Origin of the sequence: Metasolibacillus sp. FSL K6-0083 (assembly GCF_038630865.1) — a bacterium.
In the GTDB taxonomy this organism is placed as follows: Bacteria; Bacillota; Bacilli; order Bacillales_A; family Planococcaceae; genus Metasolibacillus; species Metasolibacillus fluoroglycofenilyticus.
Map to the genome: position 1 here is coordinate 685806 of NZ_CP152046.1, position 19261 is coordinate 705066.

The following is a 19261-nucleotide window of genomic DNA, read 5'->3' on the forward strand; positions in this document are numbered from 1 at the left end:
AACCCGTGTTCCTACAAATGCATCCCCATGGCATTTGTTACACGGTCGGTTGGTGTGCGCGAATACTTTGCTGAATTAATTGTCGATTAATTGCATTTAAGTAGGCCTTTGCAGATGCTTCTAAAACATCCTGAGCTGCATCGCGCCCAGTTGTTGTATAGCCGTGATAGCGTAAATTAATGACTGCCTCCCCTAGAGCATCGCGCCCTTTGCCAACAGATGTAACACGATAATCTAAAATATTGACTGTGCCACCTACTAATTGCTCTAATGTGTTGAAAATTGCTTCGACTGAGCCGGAGCCAGTTGAAGCGGCTGTTGCAAGGTCACCATTTGGTGTAGCAACAGCAACAGTTGCAGTTGGAATATTTTCTGTTCCGTATTGCACTTGTACACTTCTCAACACATATAACGGAACATCCTCCACTAAAACTTGCTGCTCTGTTAATAAAGTAACTAAATCCTCTTCTGTAACCTCTTTTTTACGGTCCGCTAATTTTTTGAACTCTGCAAATGCTTTGTTTAGCTTTTCGTCCGATAGCTCATAGCCCATTTTCACTGCACGGTCGCGGAAGGCTGCACGTCCCGAATGCTTCCCTAATACTAATGGCACTTCATCCTCACCAATTAATGCAGGTGAAATGATTTCATAGGTTTCAGGGTTTTTCAGCACGCCATCTTGGTGAATGCCTGATTCATGCGCAAAAGCATTGCGTCCAACTACCGCTTTATTTGGCTGGATAACGACACCTGTTAAACGGCTCACCATTTGTGATGTTCGTTTAATTTCCTTTAAGTTTAAGCCTGTTTCAAATGGATAAATATCTTTGCGAATATGTAACGCTACGCCTATTTCCTCAAGCGATGCGTTACCAGCTCGTTCTCCGATACCGTTTATTGTACACTCCACTTGGTCTGCACCGTTTTGAATTGCTGCAATCGAGTTTGCGGTTGCCATGCCTAAATCATCATGACAATGTGCAGAAAACTTTACATTGTCCGCCCCCCGCACGTTTTCACGTAAAAACTTAAATAATTCACCATATTCCTGTGGCGATGCATAGCCAACAGTATCTGGTACATTAATTGTCGTTGCTCCTGCTGCAACAACCTCGTTAATAATTTTCACAAGGAAGTCGCGCTCTGAACGGAAGCCATCCTCTGCTGACCATTGCACGAGCGGGAAAAACTTCTTCGCATATTTCACCGCTTCTACTGCCTGTTCCACAACTTGCTCAGGCGATTTTTTCAGCTTGTATTCCATATGAATCGGCGATGTTGCTAAAAAGACATGAATATGTGGTTGTTCAGCTACTTTAATCGCTTCCCAAGTAGCGTCAATATCCTTTTGAACGCAGCGCGCTAAACCTGTTACAATTGAATTTTTTACCGTGCTAGCAATGCGATGCACCGCATCAAAATCGCCGGGTGAAGAAGCAGGAAACCCTGCTTCAATAATTGTGACACCTAACCGCTCTAGTTGCTTCGCGATTTCAATTTTTTCTGCTGTGTTTAAATTAATACCCGCTGACTGCTCTCCGTCTCGCAGCGTTGTATCAAAAATATCAATCTTTCGCACTATTTCACCACTACCTTCTCTTTACCTGCTTGAATGAATGGCATCATTGCACGCAGCTTACGCCCCACTTCTTCGATTTGATGATTCGCGCCTGCTTCCTTATATTTTGTATAGCGTGGACGACCTGTTTCATTTTCTTTAATCCAATCTTTTGCGAATGTACCGTCTTGAATATCTTTTAATACATCTTTCATGCTTGCTTTTACTTCATCCGTAATAATGCGTGGGCCACTCACATAATCGCCCCATTCCGCAGTATCTGAAACAGAGTAGCGCATTGTTTCCATTCCGCCTTCAAACATTAAGTCAACAATTAGCTTTAGCTCATGCAATGTTTCGAAATAAGCTAATTCTGGTTGGTAACCTGCTTCAACTAATGTTTCAAAGCCTGCTTGGACTAATGCTGTTGCCCCACCACAAAGTACTGCTTGCTCACCGAATAAATCAGTAACTGTTTCTTCAGCAAATGTTGTTTCTAGTAAACCACCACGTGCAGAGCCGATTCCTTTACCATAGGCAAGTGCTAAATCCTTCGCTTGACCTGTCGCATCTTGATGGATTGCAAATAAGCCGGGTACGCCTGCTCCTTCTGTATATTGACGGCGCACTAAATGACCTGGGCCCTTTGGAGCTACTAAAAATACGTCGACATCCGCTGGCGGTGTAATTTGCTCAAAGTGAATGTTAAAGCCATGTGCAAACATTAATGCTTTACCAGCTGCTAAGTGTGGTGCGATTTCTGCTTCATAAACAGCCTTTTGACGCTCGTCTGGTAATAGAATTTGGATAATATCTGCCGCCTTCGCTGCTTCTGCAACAGATGTTACAGCTACACCATCCTCTTTTGCTTGGTCAAATGACTTACCTGGGCGAACTCCTACAACTACATCAAAGCCCGATTCTTTCAAGTTTAACGCGTGCGCATGACCTTGTGAACCATAGCCGATAATCGCGATTTTTTTACCTTTTAATACTGCATCATTGATATTTTGTTCATAGTACATTTTTGACATGGGAAATTCCTCCTGAAATTTAATTGTTTTTTATATGCTAAACTATTTTGTTATTTCAAAATAGAGAGCTGCGGTATATCTGTTTTTTGAATTTCACGTACAGCGGCTGTTGCGCCAGTACGCGTTAATTCTTTAATGCCATATGGTCGAATTAATTCAATAAAGGCATCAATCTTTTCTGGGTCACCAATCACTTGGTAGGTTACCACATTTTTCGCCGTATCCACTACTTGTGGTCGGAATGGTTCAACAATCGCATTCATCTCTGCTCGCAAGTTTGCTGGTGAGATGACTTTTACTAAAGCCAGCTCGCGTACGATAATCGCTTTATCTGTAATATCATTAACCTTTAGCACATCGATTTGCTTTGATACTTGCTTAATCAGTTGCTCGATTTTACTTTCATCCTCCACATGTACGACAAATGTCATTTTTGAAAAATTTGGCTGCTCAGTGTGGCCAACTGTAATGGACTCAATATTAAATTGACGCTTCATTAAAAGTCCGGTGATGCGGTTTAACACACCACTTTGATTAATTACGGTTACAGTAATAACACGTCTCATCCTTTTTTCACTCCAATCATTTCATGCAGCCCTTTGCCCGGTGCTACCATCGGATACACATTTTCAATTTGCTTTACTCGGCAATCAATCAATGCTGGTTCGTCTGAGTTGATTGCTTCTGCAAAAATGCGCTCCGCCTCTTCTAATGTGTCGATGCGATATCCTTTAATGCCGTATGCATCCGCCAACTTCACGAAATCTGGCTGAACAGGCATTAATGATGAGGAATAACGCTCCTCATAAAATGTTTGCTGCCATTGTCGCACCATCCCTAAGCAGCTATTATTTAAAATGACGATTTTCACAGGTAATTCAAATTCCTTTAATAAAGAAAGCTCCTGTGCTGTCATTTGGAAGCCTGCATCGCCGCAAATGGCAATAACCTTTTTATCAGGCTCTGCAAACTGTGCACCAATTGCTGCCGGGAAGCCGAAGCCCATCGTCCCAAGCCCCCCCGATGTAATCCAGCTATGCCCATTGTTTAAAGCATAGTACTGCGCCGCCCACATTTGATGCTGCCCAACATCCGTCGTAACAATGGCATCGCCCTCCGTAATACGATGAATCATTTCAATTGCTTGCTGTGGCAATACCTCCTCACCAGCTTCCTCATACCATAATGGATATGCTTGTTTATTGCTTTCTAAATAAGCAATCCATTCTGTCGTATTCGGTGCATCAAAGTCTTTTTTCAGTAGCGCGTTTAGCGCCTCTTTTGCATCCGCCACAATCGGAATATCTGTCGGCACATTTTTACCGATTTCAGCAGGATCAATATCGATATGAACAACCGTCGCATTCGGTGCGAATGTTGCTAAATTTCCTGTTAGACGATCATCAAAGCGAGCGCCAATATTAATGAGTAAGTCGCAATTTGTAATCGCATCGTTCGCTGTAAATGTCCCATGCATACCTGCCATACCGTAAAACAGTTCATGCTGACCATGAATGCCGCCTAAGCCTAGCAATGTGTTAACGATTGGCAATTGGTACTTTTCAATGAATTCTGTTAATTCTTCGCGTGCATCTGCAAAAAGTACGCCAGCCCCTGCTAACACAAGTGGCTTTTTAGCATTGGAAATAGCTTGAATTGCCTTTTGAATTTGTAAATAATTCGGCTTATATGTTGGCTGGTAGCCTGGCAAATAAATTTCTTCAGGAGCCTTTGGCATATCACCTTCTGTGAAAATCGCTTGTGACACATTTTTTGGGAAATCGATAACAACTGGTCCTTTGCGCCCTGTATTAGCAATATGAAACGCCTCTTTAACAATGCGTGGTATATCACGAATATCCTGCACCTGATAGTTATGCTTCGTAATCGGTGTCGTAATGCCCATAATATCTGCTTCTTGGAAGGCATCAGTGCCAATGACAGATGTCGCCACCTGCCCTGTAAAAATAACGAGTGGTAAAGAATCAATCATTGCATCTGCAATACCCGTTACGAGGTTTGTTGCACCCGGTCCACTTGTTGCAATAACAACACCTGCTTTATTCGTTACACGCGCATACCCCTCTGCTGCATGAATAGCCCCTTGCTCATGACGTGTTAAAATGTGACGAATAGGATTGCGGTACATCGCATCATAAATTTGTAATACCGCACCACCTGGATAGCCAAATACAATTTCAACACCTTGGTCATGTAATGCTTGAATTAAAATATCTGCACCATCTTTTGGTTTTTTTATTTCTTCAACTTGTGTTTCCTCATGCCCCGTATCGCTTAGCGAAACATTTGCCGTCATAATAAACGCCTCCTAATGATTTTTAAATAAATAAAAAAGCCTTCTTTCTCCACACGCAAAAGAATTACTCTTTACGTAGGGATGAAAAAGACTTTCCATGGTACCACCCTTATTTATAGCATGACAAACTCATGCTACCTCAAGAATAGTGTGAGCTCCCTTCATTCCACAAAATTGTGTGCAACTAAATGCAGGGACACTATTCATTCATAACGAGCACTTTGATTATGCCCGGAGCTATCTAATGGCAAATGCGTTTAATAGCTCACTCCGAGGGGATGTCGGAATTAGTTGTATCGCCGGCTTCCAGCAGCACCGACTCTCTGGTAGATACAAGTCTCTAATCCCTTTAACCTCATCAACGATTTATCATATTTTCATGACGCCGCCCTGTGAAGCATTTGTTACTAATGCTGAGTAACGTGCTAACCAGCCGCGCTTAATTTTTGGTTCAAATGGTTGTAATTTTTGTCGGCGCTCCGCTAACACTTCGTCCGACACTTGTAAATTAATTGTTCTGTTTGGTAAATCAATGACGATTATATCGCCATTTTCTACTAAAGCAATTGGCCCGCCTTCAGCAGCTTCTGGTGAAATGTGACCGATTGAAATGCCGCGTGATGCACCTGAAAAACGTCCATCTGTAATAAGTGCCACTTTTGTTCCTAAGCCTCTGCCTTGAATTGCAGAAGTCGGTGCTAACATTTCTGGCATACCCGGACCACCCTTCGGCCCTTCATAGCGAATTACTACAACATGCCCTTCCTTCACTGTTCCACTATCAATAGCAGCTTGTGCCTCTTCCTGAGAATCAAAGACGATTGCTTCACCAGTAAATTCTTTAATGGAAGGGTCTACAGCGCCGACTTTAATGACGGAGCCCTCTGGTGCAATATTGCCGAATAAGACAGATAACCCGCCAACAGGCGAATATGGATTATCCTTTGTACGAATGACTTGCTCATCCGTAATATGGTCGTTTTTAACGAGCTCACCCATCGTTAAACCAGTAATTGTTAAACGATTTGGATGAATGGCACCTGGGATTTTTGTTAGCTCATTAATAATCGCTTGTACGCCACCCGCTTTATTAATATCATCCATCGAAATATCGCTCGCAGGCATAATTTTTGCTAGGTAAGGTACACGCTCTGCCACTTTGTTAATATCCTCGATGTTATAGTCAATTTCCGCTTCATTTGCAATTGCCAATGTGTGTAAAACTGTATTTGTTGAACCACCCATTGCCATATCTAATGCAAATGCATCATCAATCGCTTCCTTCGTAATAATATCGCGTGGCTTTATATCCTCTTTTATCATTCGCACTAAATGGTGCGCTGCTTCTTTAATTAAACGGTGACGCTCCTCGCTTGTTGCGACGATTGTTCCATTGCCTGGTAGTGCTACACCGAGCATTTCCATTAAGCAGTTCATCGAATTGGCTGTAAACATGCCTGAGCATGAGCCGCATGTTGGACATGCATTGTTTTCGATATCGAGCAACTCTTCTGCTGACATTTTGCCAGATTTATGTGCGCCGACACCCTCGAAAACAGAAGTTAGCGAAAGCTGTTTACCACTTGCTGAAGTTCCTGCTTCCATCGGACCACCTGATACAAAAACCGATGGTACATTTGTGCGGACAGCTGCCATTAGCATTCCTGGTGTAATTTTATCGCAGTTTGGAATATAAAATACTCCATCAAACCAGTGCGCATTTATTACTGTTTCAGCAGCATCTGCGATAATTTCTCGACTTGGTAGCGAATAACGCATCCCAATATGTCCCATCGCAATTCCATCGTCAACACCAATTGTATTAAATTCAAATGGAATGCCGCCTGCCTCGATAATCGCTTCCTTGACGACATCAGCAAATTCACGTAGATGCACATGCCCTGGAATGATATCAATATAGGAATTACAAACACCGATAAAAGGCTTATCTAAATCTTTCGCCTTCACTTTCCCCGTAGCATAAAGCAAACTACGATGAGGAGCACGGTCTACTCCTAGCTTAATCATATCACTTCTCATTTTTGAAACGCCCCTCACGTTTTTCCATTTGGTTATTTTGATTCAAATGTTATTGATTTATTTGATTGTCGCTATCATAGTACGAAAAAATAGGGACGTCAACAGGCTTTTTTTAATTTTTTAAACAATTCAAAAAAATCAAATAACTAGTAAGCGTTTTCATTGTGATAACGATGCGTTTTATTGTATTCCAATAATTTTTTCGTAATTATGACAAAATAAAGACAATTGTTTGTTGGGTCTGATTGCTTTTGGAGATGTTGGGAAAAAGTAGGCTACTACTACATTTCCCAACATTCGTTAATATGTTCTTAATACGGAGATATTTAATTAAAAATGCGGCGGAAATAACTTGTGACAAAAATATTGTTTGGGTCATGCTCATTTCTTAGCTCATTGAACGCAGCAAATTTTGGATAGTAATCACGTATATTAGTTGCGTCGTAATCATTTACTTTTCCCCAATGCGGTCTACCGTTATATTTTCTCATTAATACTCGAACCCAATCAAAATACGGAGTTTCATTCATTCCTTTATACATATGGAAAGCTAAAAAAGCGCTTTCCTCTCCTTGTGTGGGGCTTAACATCCCTTGCTCTCCTTTTGTTGTGCGACACTCAATCGGGAAATGAACAGTAAATTTACCCTTCTTTAATACTGCATGTATTTCTTCCATACAAGCTTCAAAATGCTGTAATGGTATTGCATACTCCGTTTCAGTAAATTTGACGCTACGCGGTGAAGGAAACATACGGTAGCTTAAATCTGTGCGCACACCTTCAGACACGAGCTTTGAGCTAAGCTTACTGACAGAGCTGCTTGCTCGAGGCTGCCATTTGCAAAGCTCCGATATAACGTAAAACAAGCCATTTTCAACGAGCTGTAAATTCATTTCATTCAGATGGCGCTGCCACTTATTTTGCTCAACTGGTGCAACTTTATCCATTTTTTTCACTTGGATAAGGTCGCTGCCGGGGAAATAAAACCATTCTACATGACGATGTGTTCGAATAGTTTGTTGAAAATTTTTCAACGCATCCTCTAAATTCGTTTTTTCCGATACATAATGCAGACTATAAAGTGGCGTAACTTGTATTGTGACAGTAACTAAAATACCGAGTAAGCCTATTGATACATGCAGTGCCTCCGATAAATCATCAGTACCTCGCTCATGTTCAATATATTCTCCTAAGCCATTGATAAAGCCCCATTTTGTTACCATTGAAGAGAAGGAACCAAGTGTTACACCTGTACCATGTGTGCCTGTTGCAATTACACCTGCTAATGTTTGCGCTTGAATGTCGCCCATATTAATTAATGCGAGCTGGTGCTCTGCTAGTAATGGTCCTATTTCATATAAATAAGTACCGGCATAAAATGTAGCCGTTAAATTTTTAGTATCAACAGATAGTAAACCGCGCAAATTATGTAATGTTAGCGCTGTCTCTTCAGGCATTGCGACAGGGCTGAAGGAATGAGCAGCACCTGTAACGCGCAATGTTTGTTGTTTCTTCATATTTTTTATAATTTGCTGAATTGCCTCGATTGATGCAGGTGCATGATATGTAGATGGATATGAAACGATATTATTCGCCCAATTCGTCCATCTTTTTCCCTGCTGCCAATTATTTATAGAAAACATTGTCGCTCACCTCGATATGTCAGTATAGGTCCTGCATAGCACATGTTACGTGTACCGTGCAAAACAGTAAATCGTTCACATAGCTCGCCCGCTTTAGCATGTCTTAAATAAACTGTATCACCAATTGTTAAAGAACCGGTTGAATCAATAAAGGGTGTTTGTACTTCCCCAGCACCTTCCAATGGCAATAGCTGATAATTTTCATTTAAAAATACTGGTGCACGATCTTCACCGATAGCGCCTGAAGCGATATAGCCTCCTCCTTGGCAAACAAAGGTATGTGCATCAAATTGGCGTGTAACACGCAAGGCAAAGCCGACAGCGGGTTGCAAATTTAATGTATCATAATGATCAAATAACGCAGGTGCAAAAAAGGCAGAGCCGACTGTTGCTTCAGTAATTTCCTGCTGCTCGCAGGTATAGGTAATGCTTCCTGAGCCACCACCATTAACAAAGGCCACTGGCGCAATTGATTTCACATGTGCAACAGCAAGCCGCCTAAAAGAAGTGATTTTCTCTATTGATTGCTTTTTTAGCTGACGCACTACTAAACCTTTCGCACGCATTTTTCGAGAGTTTGCCAATGATAAATCTGGCACACCGGCTATTTGTGCCTCATAACCCATGAGTGCATGAATACGAATATTCGGATAATCTGTTAATTTATCTGTAAAATTTTTTAATTTTTGCAGTGAATCGAGTGGCGAACGCTTAGTCCCAAAATAAATCCATTTAAAATTTGTAGAGATATTAATATCGATACATATTTTTGCCATCGTCTGCATCTGCTCAGCACAATTTTGTAAAAGCTGAACTTGCTCGTATGCATCAACCATAAAGGTAATATCTTTTCCAGCTCTACTGTAGGCCAGTAATTTTTTTATATTATTTTCTTCAAAGGTTGGGTAACCTAGCAACAGATGATCGAATCCTTGTTCAATTAAATAAACGCTTTCTGCTGCTGTAAATGTCATTAAACCTGCATAATTTACTAATTTCTCCTGAATGTATTTTAAAACGCTAACGGAACGCACAGATTTTGTTGCAATTCTTACTGGCTTTGTTGCCAATCGATTAACGAAATCAATATTTTGGTCAAGTGCATCATAATCTAACCAAGCAAATGGACGCTCAATATGTTGGAACACATTTTCATATTTCTCCAATAAATTCATCCCCCTTTTAAATGTAGATTCGACCTTAATGGAGAAAAATCCTACCAACAAAAAAAGTTGATGAAAAGCTTCAATAACAATCACTTTTCACCAACTTTTTCATCTATAATTTTTTATGATAAGAAAATAAAATCAACAGCAACGTTTAACAGTACAATGGTGTGAACCAACGCGAATAGCAAGCCTTGTCGATCAAGTGTCTTCATTAATTGTACATCCATATTCATCACTCCGTTGCTTTTCTTTTAGTATACTGTAAAAATATTAAATTAGCAAAATATTTCGAATAGTCGGAAAAAATATTTCCTCCTGCAAGAAGAAGTTAAGCCTTTGGCGTAATTCATTAAAATACAAACAATTCAAAAATTCATGCGTGGCCGGCATGTTGGATACTGTCGGTAGTGCTTCTCAAAAAGCTCACCCATCAAAAAATTCTTTGAAAACGGGAGAAACACAAGGTTTAGTGGACTTTCCTCAGAATGAAAGTGAATAGATGTAATCTGAATTTCCATTGCACCGTAAGAAGAAGTCACCATTTCGAGCAAACCCGTCCTCCTTATTTTACAGTTGTCATGACACATGGCATAATATTAGCTATAGCATTAAAGGAGGCTAATAAAATTGACAAAAGCATTACTCATTATTGATTATACGCATGATTTCGTAGCAGCTGATGGCAAATTAACATGCGGTGAGCCAGGACAGCAAATTGAAGGCAGAATGGTCGAGTTGATTGACAGCTTTTTAAAAAATGGCGATGTGGTAATTTTCGCCAATGATATTCATTATGAAGGTGATACTTTCCATCCAGAAACAAAATTATTCCCACCTCATAATATAGAAGGTACTAATGGACGTGAGCTTTACGGTGCTGTAAAAACAATTTATGAAGCAAATAAGAAAAATTGCATTTCCTTCAACAAAACGCGCTACAGTGCTTTCGCTGGCACTAATTTAGCCATTTTATTGCGAGAACGTAAAATTCAAGAAGTTCATTTAACGGGGGTCTGTACTGATATTTGCGTACTGCATACGGCGATGGATGCTTACAATTTAGGCTTTAATATCGTCGTTCATGAAGATGCCGTGGCTAGCTTTAATCCTGAAGGGCATACATGGGCACTAAAGCACTTTACAGGCTCACTCGGGGCAAAGGTTGTGTCCAAGGAGAGCTAAAAAAACTCATTTTAATTCAACGAATTTTGTACAGCATATAATGAAGAAAAAAATAGATGTTTAAATTCCGTTTAATTTGGTTATAACTAATTAAGCGCTATTATAACTTTAATGATCACAAAGGAGATGAACATCTATGATTAGCTTTATTTGGTATCTTATTATTGGCGGTCTTTTAGGTTGGTTAGCTGGGGTAATTTTAGGTAAGGATGTCCCTGGGGGCGTTATCGGTAATATTATCGCAGGTATTATCGGCTCTTGGATTGGCAGTATGATTCTTGGGAATTGGGGCTGGAGAGTTTCTGACTTTTACGTCTTCCCAGCACTAATTGGAGCCATTGTTTTAATATTCATTGTAAGCTTCATCATGAAATCGATGCGCAAAGCAATGTAAATTGTCTAGTTTACACAGCAAAGCAACCCTTTATAGAAACGAAAACTCAGCGCCTTTCGCAATATGGCTATGAGTTTTCGTTTATTTTTGTGCGCTTGCCTGCTGAAGAGCCACGCGCTCTAGCTCCTCGCTATGTGCACGATATTGCTTATAATAAAATAAAATATCTTCCACATATTTTTGACTATGATTATATTGATAGATAGCTTTTTTCAGCTCGCCTTTTGCCACACCTGCTTTCGATAAAAAATTAGCGGCTGAATATACGGCATCTTCTAAGTCGTAAGGGTCTGCAATGCCGTCATCATTCGCATCCACACCATAGCCACCGTATTTTTTTATTATTTTAGGATTTGTTTTTTCCTCCTGCTTTATATTACCTTGTCCTAAGCCCGTACATGTTGGATGCTGCCACCCAACAAATGTGCATGGCATAAATTGCATATGCCCTTCTGCTCCAACGGGGGATTCAAGTGTCGACATCGTGGAAAAGCGTGTTTCTACTCGATGATGTGCTGCCAACAACGTCCAAGGAACACTATATTTTTCACCAGCAGCCATATAAATGGGAATATACTCAATAGGTATTTCTAAATCAAAACTCACTTGCAACTGGGGGGGTTTTTCCTCTTCAATAGCTGCTTCAAAAGCTGGTATTGGCTGCAATTCCTTCCATGCTAAATAGACAAAAAAATAAACTGTTATCGCAACAGGTACTAACAGCACGATAATCCATATTTGAATTTTTTGAGAAAGTAGCGGGTCCTTCTTCCCCTTCTTCTTTTTCCCCATTTTTCTTATCCCCCATTTTAACAACAGCGAGCTTATCGCTTAATTTTGTTACAAGCTTATTATCGATAAAATATGAAATTTGTTTAATTTCATTTTAAGTGGTAATTTAATTATATTCTACTATTTCATTTATTTTGGTTGCGAAATAAAATAAAAGCATATAAAATACTTTTTTGGATAATACATAAGAGGAGTGTTGTGTCATGTGGAAGGATTTTAAAGAATTTGCTATGCGTGGTAATGTGATCGATTTAGCAGTAGCGGTTGTGATAGGTGCTGCATTCGGTAAAATCGTCTCATCATTAGTAGACGATATTATTATGCCATTGATTGGTGTATTAACAGGTGGCATCAATTTTTCAGAAAGCTTTGCATTTGGTAGTGGAGATGCACAAGTAAAAATCGGTGCATTTTTACAATCCATTATCGACTTCACATTAATCGCCTTTGCCATCTTTATCGCAATACGCTTAATGAATAAATTAAGCCGTAAAAAAGAAGAGGCGGCTGTAGAAGCAGCACCAGAAGTCGACTCAAAAGAAGAACTTTTAAAAGAAATCCGCGATTTATTAAAAGAAAAGCAATGAGGTGGCGTCAGACAAGTAGTGCATTATCTACTTGTCTGACGTTTTCGTTACAAAAAGAATGTGCTGAAAGCAGTTAAAAAATTTACAAATCGGGATTGTTTGAAAAGACGGCTTCGTTTTACAAGCATAATGAAAGCTTGATTCTCACCATATCAAAGAAATCCCGCTACCCCTAAAGTTTCTCTCGTTTTCAAAGAAGTGTCTTGCTATTTTAACAAACACATTCCTTGAAGAAGCGCTCAGCAACAGCGTGCAAAATGATAGCTATGCACGGCTTTTTGCACGCTCTCGTTTTTTGTAAAATTAAATTCATAGAAAAGCTATTGATACGATACGTTATAAATGATAAATTGGTTTAATAGTCGGAACATTCTTATGTTTCGAGAAATACTATTGATAGAAAGAGTGAGTTTATGACAAAGCAGCGTATTGAAACAACATTAGTGCAACTAGGTAATCATAGCGACCCGAAAACAGGAGCTGTCAATCCCCCACTTTATTTCTCAACAGCATATAAACATGATGGAATCGGAAAATCTACTGGCTACGATTATACGCGTACAAAAAATCCAACACGTACAATTTTAGAAGATGGGATTGCAAAGCTTGAAGGTGGCGATGCAGGATTTGCTTGTAGCTCTGGTATGGCTGCAATTCAACTCGTCTTGTCATTATTTAAACCAAATGATGAATTGATTTTACCTGAAGATTTATATGGCGGTACATATCGTCTGCTAAAAACGTTTTCAGAAAGCTATAATATTAAACCTGTCTATGCTACATTTACCTCTCTTGAGGAAGTAAAGGCACTAATTAACGAAAACACACGTGCTTTATTCATTGAAACACCTACAAACCCATTAATGCAGGAAATTGATTTAATTGCATATGCGGAACTTGCCAAAGCACATAACTTACTATTAATTGTTGACAATACGTTCTACACGCCTTATTTCCAGCGTCCAATCGAGCTTGGTGCAGATATCGTACTACATAGTGCTACAAAATACATCGGTGGGCATAATGATGTTTTGGCAGGGCTTGTTGTAGCGAAAGGACAAGAGCTATGTGAACGCCTTAGCTTTTTCCATAACGGGGTCGGTATGACATTAGGACCAATGGATGCATGGTTATTAATTCGCGGATTAAAAACATTGCATTTACGTTTAAAGCAGCATGATGCAAATGCCAAGAAAATTGCAGCTTATTTAGAGCAGGAACCATTAGTAACAGATGTGCTTTACACAGGGAAAGGTGGCATGCTTTCATTCCGTGTAAAAGATGCTGCAATGATTGATCCATTCTTGCAAAATATTAAGCTTATTACATTTGCTGAAAGCCTTGGCGGTGTGGAAAGCTTTATTACGTATCCAGCAACGCAAACACATGCAGATATTCCATACGAAGAACGAGTAGCACGCGGCGTTTGTGACCGCCTATTACGCTTCTCCGTTGGCGTGGAGGAAGCGGAAGATTTAATCGCAGATTTACAGCAAGTATTCGATTTACTTAGAGAGGGAGGGTTTTAATGACGAATCTTGAGACGACGCTTATTCATGGGGCGATTCGAGAAGGCTATGCAGATAAAAAAGGTGCTGTCAATGTGCCAATCTATTTAGCTTCTACCTTCCATCAAGAATCAATTGATGAATTCGGTGAATTTGACTATGCACGCTCAGGCAATCCGACACGTGATGCTTTAGAACGAGCAATTGCAGAGTTAGAGGGCGGCGACCGAGGATTTGCCTTTGCTACAGGTATGGCGGCGGTAACTGCTAGTTTAATGCTGTTATCGAGCGGTGACCATATTGTTATTACAGAGGACGTTTATGGCGGCACTTACCGTTTCGTCACAAAGGTGCTGCCGCGCTTTGGCATTACACACACATTTGTTGATTTCACAGATTTAGAGGCTGTGCGAGCTGCTGTAAAGCCCGAAACAAAGCTCCTTTATATTGAAACACCTTCCAATCCAACACTCGGCATTACCGATATTCGAGCGGTTGTAGAAATTGCCAAGGAGCATGGGGCATTATCCTTTTTAGATAATACATTTATGACACCATTACATCAGCGACCTTTAGATTTAGGCGTGGATATTGTCATACACAGTGCAACTAAATTTTTATCAGGGCACTCCGATATTGTTGCAGGGCTTGCGGTGACTAAAACTACTGAGTTAAGCGAAAAGCTATACTTTATTCAAAACTCATTTGGCTCTGTTTTAGGTGTACAAGATAGTTATACTTTAATCCAAAATATGAAAACGACAGCCGTCCGCTACAATGAATCGAGTCGTGTGGCGATGAAAATTGCGCACTACTTACAGGCGCATCCACTTGTTAAGCAAGTATATTACCCGGGTCTAGAAACACATCCTGGCTACGCCGTTCATGCGGCACAAAGTACTTCTGCTGGTGCGGTTCTTTCATTCACCCTACCTAGCTATGAAGTAGCAAAGAAATTTGTCGAGGCGATGAAAATCCCTGTCTTTGCAGTAAGCCTCGGTGGTGTTGAATCAATTTTATCGTATCCTGCCAAAATGAGCCATGCGGCAATGGAGCCCGAGGAACGTCTAAAACGTGGCATTACAGACGGCCTTCTCCGCTTTTCCGTTGGCTTAGAAAATGAAGAAGATTTGCTTGCAGACTTTGCCCAAGCATTGGAAAAAGCTGCACAATAAAGAAAAGCTGAAAATAAATAAATCATCGGAATTAGCCACAAAAGACGCGTTATGAATGTCTTTTGTGGCTAAAAGCTTTCCAGCACCACTTCTCCACAAGCAAACACTTTATCAAAACACAAAAATAAAGCATTTGGAAAGCCTGCCACTGCACGGCTTTCCAAACGCTCCTATACTAAAATACAGATGAAAACCCTATTTTAGCATTTCCATTGCCTCTCTTTTACTAAAGGATAACACCATTAAATCCTGTGTCCATCATATTTTCAAAGTAAGCACCATCTATTCTCCACATGCAAACACCTAAAAAGCGTTCAGCAAGCCTGCCACCGCACGGCTTGCTGAACGCCCTTACTTACGTTCTTCAATTAACGTCTCTAAATCAATAGCAATTGTATCATAGGAAACACCGTCTACGGTTTCCGAGTAGCCAGAATAGTTTTTCACTGCAATTCCTGTTTCATCAACTAAATAAAAAGTATTCATATGCATAATTTGATCATCACCCTCTACTTTCTTAATAAGGGTTTTAAAGGATTTCAAACCGAATTGCTCAATAAATTTTTGATCATAGCCCGTAACAAGCTGCCATTTTGACTCATCTGCAACCCCGTAGCGACTTAAATACTCCGTTAGTACTTCTGGCGAATCATTTTCAGGATCAACTGAAAATGCTACGATATTATAATCCTCAACGCCCTCTTCTACTAAACGATCTTGAATTTCAGCCATATTATTTGTCATCGGTGAACATATCGTCGTACAGTTTGTGAAAATAAACATTGCAAGCCAAGGCTTTCCTTTCAAGCTGTCCAATGTCACTTCTTCACCGCGATGATTCGTTGCTGTAAAATCAGAAACCTCATATGATGTCGTTGGCTTAAATTTATAATTGCTACATGCCGCTAAAATCATCGTTAATAACAATAGCACCACAATATGTTTTCTTTTCTTCATCATCTCTCGCTCCACTCTCTAATCGTTAATTTTATCCCGTATTAACAGGCTGTAAGACCCCCACTTCAAAACAGCAGGTAAAACCAAGATGTTGAAGTGGGGGATCAAACAGCCTGTAAAAACCCGACTGGTGAAACTACCAATCAGTGGGGGATGTACGAAAACCCCCACTGATTGAAGGTTCACTTTATCTTATCGAATTCAGAAAGCGAATACAATAGGTTTGACAGTGAAGACTTTCTGACGAATTTGTGAATCAGCATTTCACAAACAATGGCGTCCAAAAAGCGTGCATAGCACTGCTTTTTTCGTTTACGTTTTATTGAAATAACAGCCGTTTAAAAAAGCAAGATGCCTGTTATCAATTGCATCTCGCTTTGGTTTTTCCTATCTAACCAGTAGAAGTTAACCTAAAATCGTCACATCCTATGCTTAGCCCAACACAATGCTAGCCATAGATTTATTAGTTGCTCTTTTCAGACAGCTCCCTCCCTATTATTGATTGAGCAATTTTATCGAAGTCAGCACTTCATGAATCGCCTCAAGCTTACTTTCAATACGATACAATAAATAAAAAGAGACAAGTATCGGAAATCCTAAATCTTGTATCATCGTTACCCATTGCTCTATTTTTAGCCCCTCCTTCTTGAGAAAAGAAAAAACTGTTTAAAATGGCGTATATTTGGGACAGTCCTAATAAATATGTGCTTTTCATCTCTACGACGCAGGGAGCCGCCCTTAAATTACTTTTCAGACGGCTCACCTTCTAAATAGTCAGTACTTTATTGCTGTTACAACACATTAAATTCCTTTACTGTACGACTTACGATACGTGCTGCTTTTTTTGCTACAATAGTTACATTATCGCGCATAAACACATTTTGCTCGATAATTGTTTGCATTGCAGCAACCACCTCTGCATCCGTTAAGTTAGCTTTCGGCTGTGCTACAGACAATGTGAGTGTTTTTTCATCTGCAAGTTGAAAAATAAGCTGTAATGTATTTGTCATTCATTCCTCCTCCTTTCTACACGAATTTCTAGCCTGCCCCTAAGCTACTACAATGCGTTGTTTATCCGAGCGTGTAATTGTTACTAACGGATAAATGCTTAAGCTAGCTATTGCAGTTGCTACAGCTGCAAGCTGTTCTGCCGTTGCAGTAGGTTGAATATTGCGGTATGAAGCTGTTTTATAAAGTGCTTTCCCGTCTGCATTCGTACCAACTTCAAATTGAAGCGTTACTGTTGCTTGCTCAAATTCATATGCTGTCATCTCGCTCCCTCCTTTCACTAACTTATATGGCATTTTGAAGGGAAAAAAGGGACAAGCTTTAAAAAGTTATTTTTCAGTATTTGAAAATGGCTATGCTTTTTGACAAGTTTCCTAGCAAATCATAGGAATTACTTGAAACATTTCGGATGCTAAATAAGGCAAAAGCTTTTATAATAGAGAAAGAGATTGTAAAGAGGTGAATTATTTTGCTTAGTGGCTGGTTTTTATTATTTATCGCTTTTTGGGTTATTGTCATGATAAGCTTGCTAGCAATTGGCGGCTTTTTCATGTTCCGTAAGTTTTTAAAGCGGATGCCGAAAGAGGATGGTAAATCGGATTTAGATTGGCAGGAATTTTATTTAGATAAAACAATTCATTTATGGGGAGAGGACGCAAAAAAATTACTGAATGAACTTACTTCCCCAGTCCCTGAGCTGTTTCGCCAAGTAGCGAAGGAGAAAATTGCAGGGAAAATTGGCGAACTGGCATTGCAGGAGCATGCTACTGCCATTGATCAAGACCTGCTTATTCGTGGCTATATTATCGCAACACCAAAACGCGACCATAAGTTTTTACGCAAAAAGCTGGATGAAATGGAGATTGATATAGCACCATACGAGCATTTGTTTTAACAGAGGCGTTCAAAAAACGTGCTTACACACGGCTTTTTGTTGTAAGAATAACCATTTAAAAAGAAAAATAGCTAAGGAGGGATTGATAAGACCCCGCCTTAGCTATTTATTTATACATCCAGTGTTTTTTCTAGCTTTTTAAATTGCCATAGCATCGCAATGCGCCACGGCACAATCATTGCAAACGCTAAAATCCAAAACATGCCGCCAAGCTCACCTATATCTAAGCTATTTGAAAAGATTAATTTTAATATGATTCGAAGTATAAGTAAGCCAATTAAAATAAAGAAAAAGGCCTTTGAACGCTTTAAAAAAATCGCCCCTTGACGCACTTCGAATTTAGATGTAGCAATTAATACGGTCGAAAAAATTAAACCGATTGCGGCTGCTTCTACAATTTGTAGTGGCGCAACACGAAATTCCTCAAAAATAAACATAAGTGCCCCTGTCGACATGGCGATTGGTGGAATAATGATTTTTCGGGCATTTACAGGTTTCTTCTGTGCACGCATACGAATAAACATAACAAAGGTCCCCATTAAAACCGCCATCACAGATGAGCCTATTATTAAATATTGAGAGGGGATATTATTAAGCATTGTTTCCCTCCTGCTTTAATCAATTAACTCTTATTTTCAAATAATGTATCCACAATTTGTTTTAATTCCTCAGGTTTAAATGGCTTAACGATAAAATCTTTTACACCATACATTAACGCTTCCTTCACATGCCTCTGCTGCCCTAAAGCAGTAATCATAATAATACGGGCCTCTGGAAATTCCTCAATAATATGCTTCGAAGCCTCTAACCCTGTCATGATAGGCATCGTTAAATCCATCGTCACTAAATCAGGCTGCAATTCTTGAAAAAGTGCTATAGCCTTTTTACCATTTGCCGCTTGCGCTACAACTGTAAAACCCCAGTTTTCAAACAAGTTACTAATAAATGAGCGCATAAAAAGCGCATCATCAACGACCATAACTGTTGGCATAGCACTCCTCC

The 19261-nt window shown here is 39.8% G+C and carries 20 protein-coding genes; 6 read left to right on the plus strand and 14 right to left on the minus strand.

Translation table 11 applies throughout. The features are described from left to right. Positions 1-37: 37 nt before the first annotated feature. The 7 genes from MHB51_RS03095 to MHB51_RS03125 all read right to left on the minus strand — a co-directional run bounded on the left by MHB51_RS03095 (position 38) and on the right by MHB51_RS03125 (position 9767). On the minus strand, positions 38-1579 hold the full coding sequence (locus MHB51_RS03095; RefSeq protein WP_342558958.1) for a 2-isopropylmalate synthase: 1542 nt from the start codon (positions 1577-1579) through the stop codon (positions 38-40). Further along, complete coding sequence (ilvC, locus tag MHB51_RS03100) at positions 1579-2592, minus strand: ketol-acid reductoisomerase (RefSeq protein WP_066163214.1); 1014 nt, start codon at positions 2590-2592, stop codon at positions 1579-1581. The genes MHB51_RS03095 and ilvC overlap by 1 nt, the downstream gene beginning before the upstream one ends. 50 nt (positions 2593-2642) lie before the next feature. Then, positions 2643-3158 carry an acetolactate synthase small subunit gene (ilvN, locus tag MHB51_RS03105; protein ID WP_066163218.1) on the minus strand — a complete coding sequence of 172 codons (516 nt, stop codon included), beginning with the start codon at positions 3156-3158 and terminating at the stop codon, positions 2643-2645. Further along, the gene (gene ilvB / locus MHB51_RS03110; protein WP_066163220.1) at positions 3155-4909 is read right to left on the minus strand and encodes a biosynthetic-type acetolactate synthase large subunit; all 1755 of its coding nucleotides are present in this window, start codon (positions 4907-4909) and stop codon (positions 3155-3157) included. The genes ilvN and ilvB overlap by 4 nt, the downstream gene beginning before the upstream one ends. A gap of 369 nt (positions 4910-5278) precedes the next feature. Then, positions 5279-6949 (minus strand): dihydroxy-acid dehydratase, encoded by a 1671-nt coding sequence (ilvD, locus tag MHB51_RS03115; RefSeq protein ID WP_066163223.1) that lies wholly within the window; start codon positions 6947-6949, stop codon positions 5279-5281. A 326-nt stretch (positions 6950-7275) separates the two neighbouring features. After that, positions 7276-8592, minus strand: a complete 1317-nt coding sequence (locus tag MHB51_RS03120; protein ID WP_342558959.1) for a D-arabinono-1,4-lactone oxidase — start codon at positions 8590-8592, stop codon at positions 7276-7278. Beyond that, on the minus strand, positions 8580-9767 hold the full coding sequence (locus MHB51_RS03125) for an alanine racemase (RefSeq protein WP_342558960.1): 1188 nt from the start codon (positions 9765-9767) through the stop codon (positions 8580-8582). Before MHB51_RS03125 ends, MHB51_RS03120 begins: the two co-directional genes overlap by 13 nt. A gap of 621 nt (positions 9768-10388) precedes the next feature. Between MHB51_RS03125 and MHB51_RS03130 the strand changes: the two genes are divergently transcribed. Both MHB51_RS03130 and MHB51_RS03135 read left to right on the plus strand, forming a co-directional pair. Beyond that, positions 10389-10943 carry an isochorismatase family cysteine hydrolase gene (locus MHB51_RS03130; RefSeq protein ID WP_342558961.1) on the plus strand — a complete coding sequence of 185 codons (555 nt, stop codon included), beginning with the start codon at positions 10389-10391 and terminating at the stop codon, positions 10941-10943. A gap of 136 nt (positions 10944-11079) precedes the next feature. After that, a complete protein-coding gene (locus MHB51_RS03135) occupies positions 11080-11337 on the plus strand; it encodes a GlsB/YeaQ/YmgE family stress response membrane protein (RefSeq protein ID WP_066163232.1) in 258 nt (85 codons plus the stop codon). A gap of 81 nt (positions 11338-11418) precedes the next feature. Here MHB51_RS03135 and MHB51_RS03140 read toward each other — a convergent pair whose 3' ends face one another. Then, on the minus strand, positions 11419-12129 hold the full coding sequence (locus MHB51_RS03140) for a lytic transglycosylase domain-containing protein (RefSeq protein ID WP_066163234.1): 711 nt from the start codon (positions 12127-12129) through the stop codon (positions 11419-11421). 203 nt (positions 12130-12332) lie between these two features. On the opposite strand from MHB51_RS03140, the gene mscL reads away from it, so the two are divergent. The 3 genes from mscL (at position 12333) to MHB51_RS03155 (ending at position 15399) form a co-directional block, all read left to right on the plus strand. Beyond that, the gene (gene mscL / locus MHB51_RS03145) at positions 12333-12716 is read left to right on the plus strand and encodes a large conductance mechanosensitive channel protein MscL (RefSeq protein ID WP_066163236.1); all 384 of its coding nucleotides are present in this window, start codon (positions 12333-12335) and stop codon (positions 12714-12716) included. Between the two features lie 413 nt (positions 12717-13129). Continuing rightward, the gene (locus tag MHB51_RS03150) at positions 13130-14245 is read left to right on the plus strand and encodes a methionine biosynthesis PLP-dependent protein (protein WP_066163238.1); all 1116 of its coding nucleotides are present in this window, start codon (positions 13130-13132) and stop codon (positions 14243-14245) included. Continuing rightward, complete coding sequence (locus tag MHB51_RS03155; protein WP_342472504.1) at positions 14245-15399, plus strand: aminotransferase class I/II-fold pyridoxal phosphate-dependent enzyme; 1155 nt, start codon at positions 14245-14247, stop codon at positions 15397-15399. The genes MHB51_RS03150 and MHB51_RS03155 overlap by 1 nt, the downstream gene beginning before the upstream one ends. A gap of 351 nt (positions 15400-15750) precedes the next feature. Here MHB51_RS03155 and MHB51_RS03160 read toward each other — a convergent pair whose 3' ends face one another. The 4 genes from MHB51_RS03160 to MHB51_RS03175 form a co-directional block, all read right to left on the minus strand. Beyond that, on the minus strand, positions 15751-16359 hold the full coding sequence (locus tag MHB51_RS03160; RefSeq protein ID WP_066163242.1) for an SCO family protein: 609 nt from the start codon (positions 16357-16359) through the stop codon (positions 15751-15753). A 492-nt stretch (positions 16360-16851) separates the two neighbouring features. Then, positions 16852-16986, minus strand: coding sequence for a YvrJ family protein (locus MHB51_RS03165; RefSeq protein WP_082798926.1), 135 nt, complete (start codon positions 16984-16986; stop codon positions 16852-16854). Positions 16987-17147: 161 nt separating this feature from the next. Beyond that, positions 17148-17366, minus strand: coding sequence for a DUF2922 domain-containing protein (locus MHB51_RS03170; RefSeq protein ID WP_066163245.1), 219 nt, complete (start codon positions 17364-17366; stop codon positions 17148-17150). A gap of 39 nt (positions 17367-17405) precedes the next feature. Next, on the minus strand, positions 17406-17627 hold the full coding sequence (locus MHB51_RS03175; protein ID WP_066163247.1) for a DUF1659 domain-containing protein: 222 nt from the start codon (positions 17625-17627) through the stop codon (positions 17406-17408). 206 nt (positions 17628-17833) lie between these two features. Between MHB51_RS03175 and MHB51_RS03180 the strand changes: the two genes are divergently transcribed. Continuing rightward, positions 17834-18259 (plus strand): DUF2621 domain-containing protein, encoded by a 426-nt coding sequence (locus MHB51_RS03180; RefSeq protein WP_201261895.1) that lies wholly within the window; start codon positions 17834-17836, stop codon positions 18257-18259. 110 nt (positions 18260-18369) lie between these two features. Here MHB51_RS03180 and MHB51_RS03185 read toward each other — a convergent pair whose 3' ends face one another. Next, on the minus strand, positions 18370-18858 hold the full coding sequence (locus MHB51_RS03185; RefSeq protein ID WP_342558962.1) for a cytochrome c biogenesis protein CcdC: 489 nt from the start codon (positions 18856-18858) through the stop codon (positions 18370-18372). Positions 18859-18881: 23 nt separating this feature from the next. Further along, positions 18882-19250: a response regulator gene (locus MHB51_RS03190; protein ID WP_066163252.1), complete on the minus strand. Its 369-nt coding sequence runs from the start codon at positions 19248-19250 to the stop codon at positions 18882-18884. Positions 19251-19261 lie beyond the last annotated feature (11 nt).